15 protein-coding genes and 1 tRNA gene are annotated in these 14,875 nt (G+C 69.6%); 10 read left to right on the top strand and 6 right to left on the bottom strand.

Annotated elements, in window-relative coordinates:
- The first annotated feature begins 40 nt into the window (after positions 1 to 40).
- The 5 genes from prmC to GAK38_RS08285 all read left to right on the top strand — a co-directional run bounded on the left by prmC (position 41) and on the right by GAK38_RS08285 (position 4,950).
- Positions 41 to 874: a peptide chain release factor N(5)-glutamine methyltransferase gene (prmC, locus tag GAK38_RS08305; RefSeq protein WP_325343131.1), complete on the top strand. Its 834-nt coding sequence runs from the start codon at positions 41 to 43 to the stop codon at positions 872 to 874.
- Between the two features lie 27 nt (positions 875 to 901).
- Positions 902 to 1,240: a Grx4 family monothiol glutaredoxin gene (gene grxD, locus GAK38_RS08300; protein WP_325343130.1), complete on the top strand. Its 339-nt coding sequence runs from the start codon at positions 902 to 904 to the stop codon at positions 1,238 to 1,240.
- Between the two features lie 66 nt (positions 1,241 to 1,306).
- Positions 1,307 to 1,438 carry a hypothetical protein gene (locus GAK38_RS08295; protein ID WP_325343129.1) on the top strand — a complete coding sequence of 44 codons (132 nt, stop codon included), beginning with the start codon at positions 1,307 to 1,309 and terminating at the stop codon, positions 1,436 to 1,438.
- 96 nt (positions 1,439 to 1,534) lie between these two features.
- A complete protein-coding gene (gene fusA, locus GAK38_RS08290; RefSeq protein ID WP_325343127.1) occupies positions 1,535 to 3,559 on the top strand; it encodes an elongation factor G in 2,025 nt (674 codons plus the stop codon).
- An 89-nt stretch (positions 3,560 to 3,648) separates the two neighbouring features.
- Positions 3,649 to 4,950 (top strand): hemolysin family protein, encoded by a 1,302-nt coding sequence (locus GAK38_RS08285; RefSeq protein ID WP_325343125.1) that lies wholly within the window; start codon positions 3,649 to 3,651, stop codon positions 4,948 to 4,950.
- Between the two features lie 61 nt (positions 4,951 to 5,011).
- On the opposite strand, the gene GAK38_RS08280 is transcribed toward GAK38_RS08285, so the two are convergent.
- The gene (locus GAK38_RS08280; protein WP_325343123.1) at positions 5,012 to 5,647 is read right to left on the bottom strand and encodes a lytic transglycosylase domain-containing protein; all 636 of its coding nucleotides are present in this window, start codon (positions 5,645 to 5,647) and stop codon (positions 5,012 to 5,014) included.
- Positions 5,644 to 7,395, bottom strand: coding sequence for a proline--tRNA ligase (locus GAK38_RS08275; protein WP_325343122.1), 1,752 nt, complete (start codon positions 7,393 to 7,395; stop codon positions 5,644 to 5,646). Before GAK38_RS08275 ends, GAK38_RS08280 begins: the two co-directional genes overlap by 4 nt.
- Before the next feature lie 90 nt (positions 7,396 to 7,485).
- On the opposite strand from GAK38_RS08275, the gene GAK38_RS08270 reads away from it, so the two are divergent.
- Together GAK38_RS08270 and GAK38_RS08265 are read left to right on the top strand one after the other, a co-directional pair.
- Positions 7,486 to 8,193, top strand: coding sequence for an RNA pyrophosphohydrolase (locus GAK38_RS08270; protein ID WP_325343120.1), 708 nt, complete (start codon positions 7,486 to 7,488; stop codon positions 8,191 to 8,193).
- A gap of 34 nt (positions 8,194 to 8,227) precedes the next feature.
- Entirely contained in the window at positions 8,228 to 8,710 is a 483-nt protein-coding gene (locus GAK38_RS08265) for a CNP1-like family protein (RefSeq protein WP_325343119.1), read from the top strand.
- Between the two features lie 24 nt (positions 8,711 to 8,734).
- On the opposite strand, the gene proB is transcribed toward GAK38_RS08265, so the two are convergent.
- The 4 genes from proB to rplU all read right to left on the bottom strand — a co-directional run bounded on the left by proB (position 8,735) and on the right by rplU (position 11,701).
- Complete coding sequence (gene proB / locus GAK38_RS08260) at positions 8,735 to 9,886, bottom strand: glutamate 5-kinase (protein ID WP_325343117.1); 1,152 nt, start codon at positions 9,884 to 9,886, stop codon at positions 8,735 to 8,737.
- Positions 9,887 to 9,953: 67 nt separating this feature from the next.
- Positions 9,954 to 11,024: an Obg family GTPase CgtA gene (gene cgtA / locus GAK38_RS08255; protein WP_325343116.1), complete on the bottom strand. Its 1,071-nt coding sequence runs from the start codon at positions 11,022 to 11,024 to the stop codon at positions 9,954 to 9,956.
- A 91-nt stretch (positions 11,025 to 11,115) separates the two neighbouring features.
- The gene (gene rpmA, locus GAK38_RS08250; protein WP_325343114.1) at positions 11,116 to 11,373 is read right to left on the bottom strand and encodes a 50S ribosomal protein L27; all 258 of its coding nucleotides are present in this window, start codon (positions 11,371 to 11,373) and stop codon (positions 11,116 to 11,118) included.
- 13 nt (positions 11,374 to 11,386) lie between these two features.
- On the bottom strand, positions 11,387 to 11,701 hold the full coding sequence (gene rplU, locus GAK38_RS08245) for a 50S ribosomal protein L21 (RefSeq protein ID WP_325343112.1): 315 nt from the start codon (positions 11,699 to 11,701) through the stop codon (positions 11,387 to 11,389).
- 219 nt (positions 11,702 to 11,920) lie between these two features.
- Here rplU and GAK38_RS08240 point away from each other — a divergent pair, with 219 nt between their 5' ends.
- The 3 genes from GAK38_RS08240 to pilB all read left to right on the top strand — a co-directional run bounded on the left by GAK38_RS08240 (position 11,921) and on the right by pilB (position 14,823).
- Positions 11,921 to 12,850, top strand: a complete 930-nt coding sequence (locus GAK38_RS08240) for a polyprenyl synthetase family protein (protein WP_325343209.1) — start codon at positions 11,921 to 11,923, stop codon at positions 12,848 to 12,850.
- A 17-nt stretch (positions 12,851 to 12,867) separates the two neighbouring features.
- Positions 12,868 to 12,944, top strand: a tRNA-Pro gene (locus GAK38_RS08235).
- A 145-nt stretch (positions 12,945 to 13,089) separates the two neighbouring features.
- Positions 13,090 to 14,823, top strand: coding sequence for a type IV-A pilus assembly ATPase PilB (gene pilB, locus GAK38_RS08230; protein ID WP_325343110.1), 1,734 nt, complete (start codon positions 13,090 to 13,092; stop codon positions 14,821 to 14,823).
- The last annotated feature ends 52 nt before the right edge of the window (positions 14,824 to 14,875 follow it).

Genomic DNA, 14,875 nt, shown 5'->3' with positions numbered 1-14,875 from the left:
CACAGTGCCTGTCACTCACCCACCCCAGCCAGCTCCTCCCATGAGTATCGATATCGCCTCCGCCCTGCGCCATGCCGCCGCCCGCGGCCTGGACCGGCTCGACGCCCGGATGCTGCTGCTGCACGCGCTCGGCCGCGCGCCGCACGACCGCGCCTGGCTGCTGGCGCACGACGGCGATGCGCTCGACGCTCCGGTGCAGGCCGCGTTCGACGCCGCCTGCACCCGCCGGCTGGCCGGCGAGCCGGTCGCCTACCTCACGGGCGAGAAGGAATTCTTCGGCCTGGCCCTGCGCGTGGATGCCCGCGTGCTGGTGCCGCGGCCCGACACCGAGACGCTGGTCGAGTGGACGCTCGACGTGCTGGCCGGCCTGGATGCCCCTTCGGTGCTCGACCTGGGCACCGGCAGTGGCGCCATCGCGCTCGCGATCCGGTCGCGCCGCGCCGACGCGCGGGTGCAGGCCATCGACGCCAGCGCCGATGCGCTCGCCGTCGCCCGCGCCAATGCCGAACGGCTCGGCCTGCCGGTGGCGTTCGCCCACGGCTCCTGGCTGCAAGGCCACACGGGCCGGCACGACTGCATCGTCTCCAACCCGCCCTACGTCGCCGCAGCCGACCCGCACCTGGCGGCGCTGGCGCACGAGCCGCTGGCGGCCCTGGCATCGGGCGCCGACGGCCTGGACGACATCCGCGCCATCGTCTCGCAGGCCCCGGCCCACCTCGCACCCGGCGGCTGGCTGCTGCTGGAGCACGGCTGGGACCAGGCGGGCGCGGTGCAGGCGCTGCTGGCCGCCGCAGGCTTCGCGCAGGTGCACAGCCGCGACGACCTCGCGGGCATCGCCCGCTGCACCGGCGGGAAATGGCCGGCGGTGGAATAATCTCCAGCCCCACCCAGAGGAGTTTCCATGAGCAACCCTACCCACCAACGCATCGACGAGCTCGTCAAGGGCAACGACTTCCTGCTGTTCATGAAGGGCACGGCCAGCTTCCCGCAGTGCGGCTTCTCGGGCCGCGCGGTGCAGATCCTCAAGGCCGTGGGCGTGGACCCGAAGGCGCTCAAGACCGTGGACGTGCTCACCGACCCCGAGATCCGCCAGGGCATCAAGGAATACAGCAACTGGCCGACGATCCCGCAGTTCTACCTGCGCGGCGAGTTCGTGGGCGGCTCCGACATCCTCTACGAACTCTACGAGTCGGGCGAGCTGCAACAGCTCGTGGCCGGCACGGCCCCCGCCGCGCAGTGACCTCTTGACGGGGCCGCGCGCGGCTCCATCTGAGCAACCTTCACGTCCCTTCCTTCACGCGACGCCATGCGCACCTACGACAAGCTGATCGCCACGATTCGCGCCCGCCAAGGCACGGCGGGCCTGCGCGCGTGCATTGGCGTCGGCGGGAGCGCGGAGCAGCCTCCGCGTCCCGGCTGCATGCAGGCCGCCTGCTAGGCGCCGACGGCGAATCCATCCATCCGCCCGGAGCCGGCAGCTTCGGGCAACGGGGCCCACCCGCGCGACGGGCCCCAGGACAGGGAAGGATCCGCCATGACTGCCACCACTGCTCCCGCCGTTGCGCGCACGCTGCTGCGCAACATCGGCATCATCGCCCACGTCGACGCGGGCAAGACCACGACCACCGAGCGCATCCTGTTCGCCACCGGGCAGAGCCACCGCATCGGCGAGGTGCACGACGGCGCCGCGACGATGGACTTCGACCCGCAGGAACGCGCGCGCGGCATCACCATCCAGAGCGCCGCCACGACCGTGTTCTGGCGCGGCGCGCAGTTGAACATCATCGACACGCCCGGCCACGTCGACTTCCAGATCGAGGTGCGGCGCGCGCTGCGCGTGCTCGACGGCGCGGTCGTCGTCTTCGACGGCGTGGCCGGCGTGGAGCCGCAGACCGAGGCCAACTGGCGCCTGGCCGACGGCCACGGCGTGCCGCGCATCGCCTTCGTCAACAAGCTCGACCGCACCGGCGCGGATTTCCTGCGCGTGGTCCGCATGGTCGAGGAGCGCCTGGGCGCGCGGCCGCTCGTGCTCCAGCTGCCCTGGGGCAGCGAGGAGGGTTTTCGCGGCGTGATCGACCTGGTCGGCCGCCGCGCGCTCGCCTGGAGCGGCGAGCCCGGTGCGACGGCGCAGGAACACCCCGTACCCGAGGAACTGCGCGCCACCGTCGATGCCTGGCGCGAACGCCTGGTCGATGCCGCACTGGAGCACGACGACGACGCCCTGCGCGCCTGGCTCGACGGCACGCAGCCACCGCCGGAGGTGCTGCGCGCGGCCATCCGCCGCGGTACGGTCGCGGGCGCCTTCGTGCCGGTGCTGGCCGGCTCGGCCTTCCGCAACCGCGGCGTGCAGCCGTTGCTCGACGCCGTGGTCGACTACCTGCCCGCGCCCGGCGAAGCCGCCGCAGCCGGCCAGCCCGAGGCCGACCCGGCCGGCCCGCTGGCCGCACTCGCGTTCAAGGTGGTGACGGACACGCACGGCGCGCTGATCTTCACCCGCGTCTACCGCGGCACGTTGCGCGTGGGCGACACAGTGCTGGACGCCACCGGCGGCCGGCGCGAGCGCGTCGCCCGGCTCTACGAGGTCCATGCCGACCGCCGCGTCGAAATCGACGCCGCGCCAGCCGGCAGCATCGTGGCCGTCGCCGGCTTCAAGGAGGTGCTGACCGGCCACACGCTGGCCGACCCGGCGCATCCGCTGCTGCTCGAAGAGATCGCCACGCCCGCGCCGGTGATCGACCTCGCCGTGGAGCCGCGCACCCAGGCCGACCAGCAGCGCCTGGCCACGGCCTTGCAGGCGCTCGCCCGCGAGGACCCGAGCCTGCGCGTGCGGCAGGACGCCGAATCCGGCCAAACCATCCTCTCGGGCCTCGGCGAGCTGCAGCTCGAAGTCGCGCTGGAGAACCTGCGCACCCGCCACCGCGTGGACGTGAACGCCGGCGCGCCCCAGGTCGCGCTGCGCGAGACCATCACGCGCGCGGCCGTGCTGCGCCACGTGCACAGGAAGCAGAGCGGCGGCCCCGGCCAGTTCGCCGAGGTGCAGCTGCGGCTGGAGCCGCTGGAACGGGGCGCCGGCCTGCGCTTCGGCCACCGCATCGCCGGCGGCGCGATCCCGCGCGAGTTCATCCCGGCCGTGGAGGCCGGCGTGCGCCGGGCCGCGGCCAGCGGCGTGCTCGCGGGCCATCCGGTGGTGGACCTGGCGGCGACCCTGGAGGACGGCGCCTTCCACGAGAAGGACTCGTCGGCGCTGGCCTTCGAGCTGGCCGCCGCCAACGCCTTCCGCGCCGCGGCCGCGCAGGCCGCGCCGGTGGTGCTGGAGCCGGTGATGGCGGTGGAGGTGACCACGCCGGGCGACCATGTCGGCGACGTGATCGGCGACCTGGCGCGGCGCCGCGGCCAGGTGCGCGGGCAGGACACACGCGGCACCGCCACCGTGGTGGAGGCCCACGTGCCGCTGGCCGCGCTGTTCGGCTACATCGGCCAGCTGCGCGCGCTGACCGCCGGGCGCGCGAGCTTCACGATGGCGTTCGACCACTATGCGCCGGCGGCTCAGCGCGGCTGAAGCGGCGGGCGGCCGCACATTCGCGCGGCGGCCGCCCGCTACACTCGAACCATTCCGGCACGGGCCCCGGGTGCGCCGGGAGCCGCCCCATGGACCTGTCCACCAGCCTGCTGCTCATCGCCCTGCTCATCGCCGCCAGCGCCTTCTTCTCGGTCGCCGAGATCGCCGTCGCCGCCTCGCGCCGGCTGCGCCTGCGCCAGCTGGCCGACGAGGGCGACCCCCGCGCCGAGCGCGTGTTGCGGGTGCAGGAGCAGCCCGGCCCGTACTTCACCGTGGTGCAGATCGGCCAGAACGCGATCGCCATCCTCGGCGGCATCGTGGGCGAGGGCGCGCTGAGCCCGGCGTTCCACGTGCTGCTGTCGCTGTGGCTGCCGCGCCCCACGGCCGAGACGGCGGCCTTCCTCTGCTCGTTCCTCGTCGTCACTTCGCTCTTCATCCTGTTCGCCGACCTGTTTCCCAAGCGGCTCGGCATGACGGCGCCCGAGCGCTTCGCGGTCGCGGTCGTGCGGCCGATGCGCACGCTGGCGGTGCTGCTCGCGCCGTTCGCCTGGGTCTATGCCAAGGCAGCCGACGGCCTGTTCGCGCTGTTCGGCCTGCCGACGCAGCGCGACGACCGCATCACCTCGGAGGACATCATCGCGATGACCGAGGCCGGTGCGCTCGCGGGCGTGCTCGCCGCGCGCGAGCAGCAGGTGATCGCCAACGTGTTCGAGCTCGACAGCCGCACCGTGGCCAGCGCGATGTCGCCGCGCGACCGCGTGGCGTATTTCCTGCGCGACGACAGCGACGCGATCGTGCGCGCGCGCATCGCGGCCGAGCCGTTCTCCACCTACCCCGTCTGCGAGGGCGACATCGACCACGTGGTCGGCTACGTCGATGCCAAGGACCTGTTCCAGCGCGTGCTCAACGGCCAGCCGATCTCGCTGGCCGACGACTCGCTGGTGCGCAAGGTGCTCATCGTGCCCGACCGGCTCACGCTGGCCGAGGTGCTGGAGCAGTTCCGCCTGGTCGGCGAGGACTTCGCCGTCATCGTCAACGAATACAGCCTCGTGGTCGGCGTGGTCACGCTCAACGACGTGATGAGCACCGTCATGGGCGACCTGATCTCGCCGCTCGACGAGGAGCAGATCGTGCGGCGCGACGAGCACTCCTGGCTCATCGACGGCGTGACGCCGATCCAGGACGTGGTGCACGCGCTGGGCATCGACGAGCTGCCGCACGAGGGCGAATACGAGACGCTGGCCGGCTTCCTCATGGTGATGCTGCGCCGCGTGCCGCGGCGCACGGACAGCGTGCTCTGGAGCGGCTACAAGTTCGAGGTGATGGACGTGGACAGCTACCGCATCGACCAGGTGCTGGTGTCGCGCGCGGTGGCACCTGCCGCCGCATGAACATACTCCTCCACCCAGCCTCCTACAGCGCCCGGATCTAGTGCGCTAGAGGACTATACCCCTACCATTTTGGTGGCTCATCCTTGAACTCCCAGTTGCGTTCGGCCGCGAACACCGCGTTCGGGTACGGTGCGCGCCCGCGGCTGCCGTTGTAGCGCCCGAGCGCGAGGAACAGGTCGCCGCGCTCGCGGTCGAGGTAGTGGCGCAGGATCACGCAGCCGAAGCGCAGGTTGGTCTGCATGTGGAACAGGCTCGCCGGGTCGCCGTTGCCGATGGTGCGCGTCCAGAACGGCATGACCTGCATGTAGCCGCGCGCGCCGACGCTGGAGACGGCGAACTTGCGGAACGCGCTCTCGACCTGGATCAGCCCGAGCACGAGGCTCGTTGCCAGGCCCGCGCGGCGGCTTTCGTACCAGGCGGTCTGCAGCAGCTCGCGCCGCGCCTGCGCATCGGCGATGCGGCGGCCCAGCCGGCCGCTCATGGCGCCGAGCCAGCGCAGGTGGGCCAGGTAGGCGGCCGTGGTGGGGAACTCGGGCACCGGCGGCGCGTCGTTGGCGACGGCCGCGCTGAGCGCCGTGCGCACCGCGTCGGCCAGCGGCTCCTCCAGCTGCGCGCCCGCGTGCGCCGAAGGCAGCGCCCACCCCAGCGGCAGGGCCGGCAGCGCGCGCAGCAGGTGCCGGCGCGCCAGCGTCCTCATACCGCGATGCGGCCCTTCAGGAAGGCCGCCGCGCCGTCCACCGCGATCTTTGTGGCCTCGGCATCGCGGCGGTGCTGGTATTCGAGCTGGCCTTCCTTGAGGCCGCGGTCGCCGACCACCACGCGGTGCGGCACGCCGATCAGCTCCCAGTCGGCAAACATCGCGCCGGGACGCTCGCCGCGGTCGTCGAGGATCACGTCCACGCCGCTGTCCAGCAGCTGCTGGTAGAGCGACTCGGCCGCTTCCTTCACCGCCGGGCTGCGGTCGGCGCCGATCGGGCAGACCACCACGGTGAACGGCGCGATCGCGTCGGGCCAGATGATGCCGCGCTCGTCGTGGTTCTGCTCGATGGCCGCGGCCGGCAGCCGCGTGATGCCGATGCCGTAGCAGCCCATCTCGAAGAACCGCGGCTTGCCGGCCTCGTCGAGGAAGGTGGCGTTCATCGGCTTGCTGTACTTGGTGCCGAGGTAGAACACATGGCCGACCTCGATGCCGCGCTCGATCGCGAGCGTGCCGCGGCCGTCGGGCGAGGCATCGCCCGCGACCACGTTGCGGATGTCGGCCACGAGGTCGGGCTCGGCCAGGTCGCGGCCCCAGTTCACGCCGGTGAAGTGGAAGTCGGCCTCGTTGGCGCCGCAGACCCAGTCGGCCAGCACGGCGACCTCGCGGTCGGCCACGATCTTCACCGGCTTGCGCAGCCCGATCGGGCCCAGGTAGCCGGGTTTGGTGCCGAAGTACTCCTCGATCTCGGCCACGGTCGCGAAGCGGAAGCCGGCCTCGAAGCCGGGCAGCTTGCCGGCCTTGATCTCGTTCAGATCATGGTCGCCGCGCAGCAGCAGCAGCCAAATTTGCGGAAGCAATCCCGTACCTGAATCTCGATCCGACTGGTCCGTTGCCAGCACCAGCGACTTGACGGTGCGCGCCAGCGGCAGGCTGAGCAGTTCGGCCACGCTGGCGCAGGTGCTCCTGCCCGGCGTCGGCGTCTTCTCCAACGCCTGCGCGGGTGCGGGGCGCGGGCCGGCGGGTGCCAGCGCCTCGGCCTTCTCGATGTTGGCGGCGTAGTCGCTTTCGGGCGCGTAGACGATCGCGTCCTCGCCGGTCGCGGCGATCACCTGGAACTCCTCGCTCAGGTCGCCGCCGATGGCACCGCTGTCGGCCGCCACCGCGCGGTAGGACAGGCCGAAGCGGTCGAAGATGCGGCGGTAGGCCGCGGCCATGGTCTGGTAGCTCGCCTGCGCGGCCTCGGGGCTGCGGTCGAAGCTGTAGGCGTCCTTCATGACGAACTCGCGCCCGCGCATCAGGCCGAAGCGCGGGCGCCGCTCGTCGCGGAACTTGGTCTGGATCTGGTAGAAGTTCTTCGGCAACTGCCTGTAGCTGCGCAGTTCCTGGCGCGCGAGGTCGGTCACCACCTCCTCGCTCGTGGGCTGGATCACGAAGTCGCGGCCGTGGCGGTCCTGGATGCGCAGCAGCTCGGGGCCCATCGCGACGAAGCGGCCGGTCTCCTGCCACAGTTCGGCCGGCTGCACGACAGGCATGGTCAGCTCGACGGCTCCGGCACGGTCCATCTCCTCGCGCACGATCCGCTCCACCTTGCGGATCACGCGCAGGCCCAGCGGCAGATAGGTGTACACGCCGGCGCCGAGCTTTTTGATCATGCCGGCGCGGGTCATCAGGCGGTGGCTCGCCACCTCGGCGTCGGCGGGCGCTTCCTTGAGCGTGGAGATGAAGAAACGGGAGGCTTTCGTCATGCGGGAGCGGGGGTTTTCACGAGACCGGTCCGCTTGTGGCGCGCGGGGCGCCGTGCATAATGGACTCAGTTCAAAAATTGGGGTTTGATTATGCTTGACCGGGACGGCTTTCGGCCGAACGTCGGCATCATCCTGCTCAACCAGAAGAACCAGGTGTTCTGGGGCAAGCGCATCCGCACCCACTCCTGGCAGTTTCCGCAGGGCGGCATCGACCGGGGCGAGAATCCCGAGCAGGCCATGTTCCGAGAACTCCACGAGGAAGTGGGGCTCGCACCGGAGCACGTCCGCATCGTTGCCCGCACACGCGACTGGTTGCGCTACGAGGTGCCCGACCGGTACATCCGCCGCGACGCGCGGGGCCACTACAAGGGCCAGAAGCAGATCTGGTTCCTGCTGCAGCTGCTGGGCCACGACTGGGACCTGAACCTGCGTGCCACCAACCATCCGGAGTTCGATGCCTGGCGCTGGAACGACTACTGGGTGCCGCTCGGCGTGGTGGTGGAGTTCAAGCGCGGCGTCTACGAGATGGCGCTGACCGAGCTGGCGCGCTTCCTGCCGCGCCACGAGCAGCGCAACCGCTATCTGCGCGGCGGCATGCGCGCGCGCGAGCATGACCGGCTCGATCCGTTGACGGGCGCGGGCCATGCCGGCGTCGGCCTCGAACTGCCGCCCGGCGCGACCTTCGACCCGGATCCGTCGCACAGCGCGGCAGCCCAGCCAGCTGCCGCTGCGCCGCCCCCCATTTCATCGACACCATCGCAGAAAGATCGCCCCCGGCATGATGCGGCCCGTTCATAGCAGATTCCTTCCCGCTCTTCTCCTGACCACCCTGGTGGCCGGCGTGCACCTGCCTGCGCAGGCCGAGCTGTTCGGGTTATTCGGCGATTCCGCCAACAAGCCCGCCTGGAAGGAAGGCGACGTGCCCACGCCGCCCGCCTTCTCGCTGGACCGGCTGATCGAGGTGGAAACCAGCGCGGCATCCAGCCTGCGCAGCGGCATCGACCCCTCGACCATCTCGATCGGCGCGGACGGCGTGGTGCGCTACGTGGCCGTGGCCCGCAACGATACGGCGACCAACATCTCCTACGAGGGCATCCGCTGCAACGCCGCGGAGCACCGCGTGTACGCGCGGTACTACGAAGGCGAGGGCTGGAAGCCGGCGGACGGCGAATGGCACGCGCTGGTCTCCAACCGCGCCGCGCCCCATGCACGCGCGCTGGCCCGGGGAGGCATCTGCGTGGGAGCGGCGCCCAACACGAGCCCCGCGCAGATCGCCCGCGACCTGCGCAATCCGCCGCTCTACCAGACCCCCTGACGCGCAGCCCGCCTCCAGTCTGCGTCAGCCGCGGGCCGAGAGCACCAGGTTGTCGCGGTGCACCATCTCCGGCTCGGCCGTGTAGCCGAGCACGGCTTCGAATTCGGACGACGCCCTGCGGCACAGCAGCCGCGCTTCTGCGCTCGCATAGTTGGCCAAACCTCGGGCGATCTCGGCACCGTGCGCATCGCGGATCGCGATCACGTCGCCGCGCGAGAAATCGCCCTCGACGGCGGTCATGCCGATGGGCAGCAGGCTCTTGCCGTCCTCGCGCAGCCTGGCGGCTGCGCCGGCATCGACCAGCACGGCGCCGCGCAGCTGCAGGTGGTCCGCGATCCACTGCTTGCGCGCCTGGGTCTTCGCGGTCTGCGCGACCAGCAGCGTGCCGATGGCCTCGCCGCGCACCAGGCGCAGCAGCACGTCGGGCTCGCGGCCCCAGGCGATGACAGTCGAGGCACCCGAGCCCGCCGCACGCCGGGCCGCAAGGATCTTGGTGAGCATGCCGCCGCGGCCGATGCTGGATCCAGCGCCGCCGGCCATCACCTCCAGCGCCGGATCGCCCGCGCGCGCCTCGTGCACGAAGCGCGCATCCGGGTCGCGACGCGGGTCGGCCGTGTAAAGACCCTTCTGGTCGGTGAGGATCACCAGCGCATCGGCCTCCACGAGGTTGGCCACGAGCGCACCGAGCGTATCGTTGTCGCCGAACTTGATCTCGTCGTTGACGACCGTGTCGTTCTCGTTGATGACTGGAACGACGCCCATGCGCAGCAGCGTCAGCAGCGTGGAACGGGCGTTGAGATAGCGTTCGCGGTCCGCCAGGTCGCCGTGCGTCAGCAGCACCTGGGCGCTGCCCAGGCCGTTCTCGCGCAGCTTGGTCTCGTACATCTGCGCCAGACCCATCTGGCCGACGGCGGCAGCGGCCTGCAACTCATGACCCTCGCGCGGGCGGGTGGTCCAGCCCAGGCGCTTCATGCCCTCGACCACGGCACCGCTGGACACCATGACCACCTCGCGCCGATCACCCTCATCATGCACCAGCGCCGCGAGCTGGCGGCTCCACTCGCCGATCGCCGCTTCGTCCAGGCCGCGGCCCTCGTTGGTGACGAGGCTGGAGCCGACCTTGACCACGATGCGGCGGGCGCCGCGCAGGAGAGGCGCAACTGCTGGAGGATTCATGTCTCGGAGATGGCAAACGAACGGGAGAGGCCATCTGCCGCACGCAGATGGGCATGCGAAAGTGTCTTCAGTCGGCAGGCTGTCTCACGAAGCGCGGATCGACCTCGGCCGGCGGCTGCTTGGCCTTCTGCTGCGCCTGGATGTGCAGGTAGACGGCCTGGACCAGCGGCTCGCAGCCCTCGCGCGTCAACGCGGAGATCTCGAACACCGGGCCCTTCCAGCGCAGCCGGCGCACGATGTCCTTGACGCGCGCGGCCCGCTCCTCCACCGGCACCATGTCCAGCTTGTTGAGCACCAGCCAGCGCGGCTTCTCGTAGAGCGCCGGGTCGTACTTCTTCAACTCGGCCGCGATCGCCCTGGCCTGCTCCACCGGATCGACGCCTTCGTCGAACGGCGCCGCATCGACGAGATGCAGCAGCAGGCGGGTGCGCTGCAGATGGCGCAGGAACTGGTGACCCAGCCCCGCGCCTTCGGACGCGCCTTCGATGAGCCCCGGCACGTCGGCCACGACGAAGCTCTGCTCGGGCCCGACGCGCACGACGCCCAGGTTGGGGTGCAGCGTGGTGAAGGGGTAGTCGGCAATCTTCGGGCGGGCGTTGGAGACAGCCGCGATCAGCGTGGACTTGCCCGCGTTGGGCATGCCCAGCAGGCCCACATCGGCCAGCACCTTGAGCTCCAGCTTGAGCGAGCGGCGCTCGCCCGGCCAGCCCGGCGTCTTCTGGCGCGGCGCGCGGTTGATCGCACTCTTGAAGCGCAGGTTGCCGAAGCCACCGTCGCCACCCTTGGCGATGGTCACGACCTCGCCGGGTACGAGCAGCTCGAACAGCACTTCGCCGGTCTCGGCATCGCTCAGGATGGTGCCGACCGGCATCTTGAGGGTGACGTCCTCGCCTGCGGCGCCGAACATGTCGGAGCCCATGCCGTGCTGGCCGCGCCGCGCTTCGTAGCGGCGCGCAAAGCGGTAGTCGACCAGCGTGTTGAGGCTCGGGTCCGCCACCGCGAACACATGGCCGCCCCGGCCGCCGTCGCCGCCGTCGGGGCCGCCGAATTCCTTGTACTTCTCGTGCCGGAACGACACGCAGCCATTGCCGCCGTCGCCCGCGGCGATGTCAATGAAGGCTTCATCGACGAACTTCATGGTCGGTCCAGTTTACAAAATGCGGAATCGGAGCCCGGAAAGAGCGAAGCCCCGACGATGCGGGGCTTCGAGGCGGGTCGAAGTGACAGCCTTACAGCGGCGTCACGTTGACCGTGTGCTTGGACAGTGCGCCCTTGACGCTGAACGATACCTTGCCGTCGACCAGCGCGTACAGCGTGTGGTCCTTGCCCACGCCGACGTTGTCGCCGGGGTGGAAGCGCGTGCCACGCTGGCGCACGATGATCGAGCCGGCGGTGATGGCTTCACCGCCGAAGGCCTTCACGCCAAGCATCTTGGGCTTGGAATCGCGCCCGTTTCGCGTAGAGCCGCCGCCTTTTTTCTGTGCCATGGTGAGCTACTCCTTAACCAGCGATGGCGCCGATCTGCAGTTCGGTGAACTGCTGGCGATGGCCCTGGCGCTTCTGATAGTGCTTGCGGCGGCGCAGCTTGAAGATGCGCACCTTGTCGTGCTTGCCGTGCGCCACGACGGTCGCCGTGACGGTTGCACCGGACACCAGGGGCGTGCCCACCTTGAGTTCGCCGCCGTTGCCGACAGCCAGAACCTGGTCGATCACGATTTCCTGGCCCACGTCCGCAGCGATCTGTTCTACCTTGATTTTTTCGCCGGAAGCTACGCGATACTGCTTGCCGCCGGTTTTTATGACTGCGTATGTCATGTAAGCCTCTAACCAATGAGTTCTGCAGACGGATTTCCACAGAACCCGCGATTGTAGCATGCAGCCCATGGCAGGCCTTGTGCGGCAGGAAGTGGCCAGCCGCATTCCTATAATGCCCGCCACATCCCAGCGAGCGCAACGCCGCCGACAGCCTTGACCACCACGACGCTACCCTCCTCCGCGGCCGCCGCCTCGCCGCTTTCCCTCGTCGCCGAGGACATGCGCGCCATGGACGCGGTGATCGCCCGGCGGCTGGATTCCAGCGTCCCCCTCGTCGGACAGGTCGCGCGGCACATCATCTCGGCCGGCGGCAAGCGCCTGCGGCCCGCGCTGCTGCTGATGGTCTGCGGCGCACTCGGCTACCGCGGCGACCAGCGGCTGAACCTGGCGGCCGTCGTCGAGTTCATCCACACCGCGACGCTGCTGCACGACGACGTGGTGGACGAGTCCACGCTGCGCCGCGGACGCCCCACGGCCAACGAGACCTTCGGCAATCCGGCCAGCGTGCTGGTCGGCGACTTCCTGCATTCGCGCGCTTTCCAGATGATGGTGGACGCGGGCGACATGCGCGTCATGGAGATCCTGTCGGAAGCGACCAACGTGATCGCCGAAGGCGAGGTGCTGCAGCTCATGAACACGCACGATGCCTCGCTCGACGAAGCCGGCTATCTGCGCGTGATCCGCTCCAAGACGGCCAAGCTGTTCGAGGCCAGCGCCCGCCTGGGCGCCGTACTGGCCAGGAGCACGTCCGAGGTCGAAGGCGCCTGCGCCGAATACGGCCAAGCCCTCGGCACGGCCTTTCAGGTCATCGACGACGTGCTGGACTACGACGGCGACACGGCCGAGATGGGCAAGAACCTCGGCGACGACCTGCGCGAGGGCAAGAACACGCTGCCGCTCATCGCGGCCATGCAGCGCGGCACGACCGAACAGAGCGCCACGGTGCGCCGCGCCATCGAGGAAGGCGCGACCGACGAACTGCCGCTGATTCTTCGGATCGTGCGCGAAACCGGCGCCCTGGAAGTGACGCGCGCGGCCGCCGCGGCAGAGGCGCAGCGTGCGATCGATGCAATTCGTGCGCTTCCAGCCAATTCTTATGCTGAAGGCCTGCTACAATTAGCGGCTCAGCTGCTCCAGCGCAGGAATTGACCAGCGCTGCGGCACATCGGGGTGTAGCTTAGCCTGGTAGAGCGCTACGTTCGGGACGTAGAGGCCGGAGGTTCGAATCCTCTCACCCCGACCAGACCATTGTTTACGGTCTGGCAGCAGAGCTTGTCAAATGGCCAGCGTGCAACGCGCTATCGTTTCACCATTTGCAATTACACTCCCCAGCGAATCGGCGATGACCATGTGGGTGCTCGCTCGTTTCCTTCGCGTCACCGGACTCAATGGCTGCTGTCGATAGCGTTTCCCGAGAAACTCCCGCGCTCGCCCTGCCAGGTGTCGGCCGGGTCCTGATTTCCGCGGGCAAGCTGCAGCAGCAGGCGGCCGACGATCTCCTCCGCAAGGCGCAGGCCAACCGTACCGGCTTCCTGAGCGAACTCATCGGATCCGGCCTGGTGTCCGCCAGCGAGCTGGCCCATACGATGGCCATGGCGTTCGCCGCCCCGCTGCTGGATCTGGACGCGATCGACAACGACCGGCTGCCCAAGGACCTGCTCGACGCCAAGCTCTGCCAGGCCCACCGCGTGGTGGTCCTCAGCAAGCGCAACAACCGGCTGATCGTCGCCACCGCCGACCCGACCGACCAGGCCGCGGCCGAGCAAATCAAGTTCTCGACCCAGATGGGCGTGGACTGGGTGATCGCGGAGTACGACAAGCTCCTGCGCTTGGTCGAGGCGAGCAGCGCCTCGGCCGGTGATGCGGTCAACGAGATTGTCGCCGCGGACTTCGATTTCGACCTCGACGACGCCGACCCGGCCGACAGCCAGGCCGAGGCCCTGGCTTCGGAGGTCGAGGACGCGCCGATCGTCAAGTTCCTCCACAAGATGCTGCTGGACGCCTACAACATGCGCGCGTCCGACCTGCACTTCGAGCCCTACGAGCACTCGTACCGGGTGCGCTTTCGCATCGACGGCGAACTGCGCGAGATCGCATCGCCGCCGACGGCAATCAAGGAGAAGCTCGCCTCGCGCATCAAGGTGATCTCGCGGATGGACATCTCCGAGAAGCGCGTGCCGCAGGACGGCCGCATGAAGCTCAAAGTCGGCGCGGACCGGGTGATCGACTTCCGGGTCAGCACGCTGCCCACGCTGTTCGGCGAGAAGATCGTGATTCGCATCCTGGACCCGAGCAGCGCAAAGGTCGGCATCGACGCCCTGGGCTACGAGGAAGTCGAGAAGCAGCGTCTGCTCCAGGCCATCGGCCGCCCCTACGGCATGATCCTCGTGACCGGGCCGACCGGCTCGGGCAAGACGGTGTCGCTCTACACCTGCCTGAACCTGCTCAACAAGCCCGGCGTCAACATCGCCACGGCCGAGGACCCGTCCGAAATCAACCTGCCGGGCGTCAACCAGGTCAACGTCAACGAGAAGGCCGGCCTGACCTTCGCGACCGCGCTCAAGTCCTTCCTGCGGCAGGATCCGGACATCATCATGGTCGGCGAAATCCGCGACCTGGAAACCGCCGACATCGCCATCAAGGCCGCGCAGACCGGGCACCTGGTGCTGTCCACGCTGCACACGAACGACGCGCCGACCACGCTCACGCGGATGCGCAACATGGGCATCGCGCCGTTCAACATCGCATCGAGCGTGATCCTGATCACGGCGCAGCGGCTGGCGCGCAGGCTCTGCCCCAGCTGCAAGGCGCCGGCCGACATTCCGCGCAAGACGCTGCTCCAGTCCGGCTTCCGCGAGGACGAGCTCGACGGCAGCTGGACGCCCTACCGGCCGGTGGGCTGCCCGGTCTGCAACAATGGCTACAAGGGCCGGGTCGGCATCTACGAGGTGATGCCCATTTCCGAGGAGATCCAGAAGATCATCCTGCGCGACGGCAGCGCGCTGGAGATCGCCAAGCAGGCCCGCGAGGAGGGTGTGCGCAGCCTGCGGCAGTCCGGCCTGCACAAGGTGGCGATCGGCGTGACCTCGCTCGAGGAAGTGCTGGCGGTGACCAACGAATAGCCGCCCGGGCCTGCCAGAATCGCCCGGCACGCATCACGCACCAACACCCGAG

This window comes from Xylophilus sp., assembly GCA_009914555.1.
Taxonomy (GTDB): domain Bacteria; phylum Pseudomonadota; class Gammaproteobacteria; order Burkholderiales; family Burkholderiaceae_C; genus WNDY01.
This window is presented reverse-complemented; position numbering and strand designations above follow the sequence as displayed.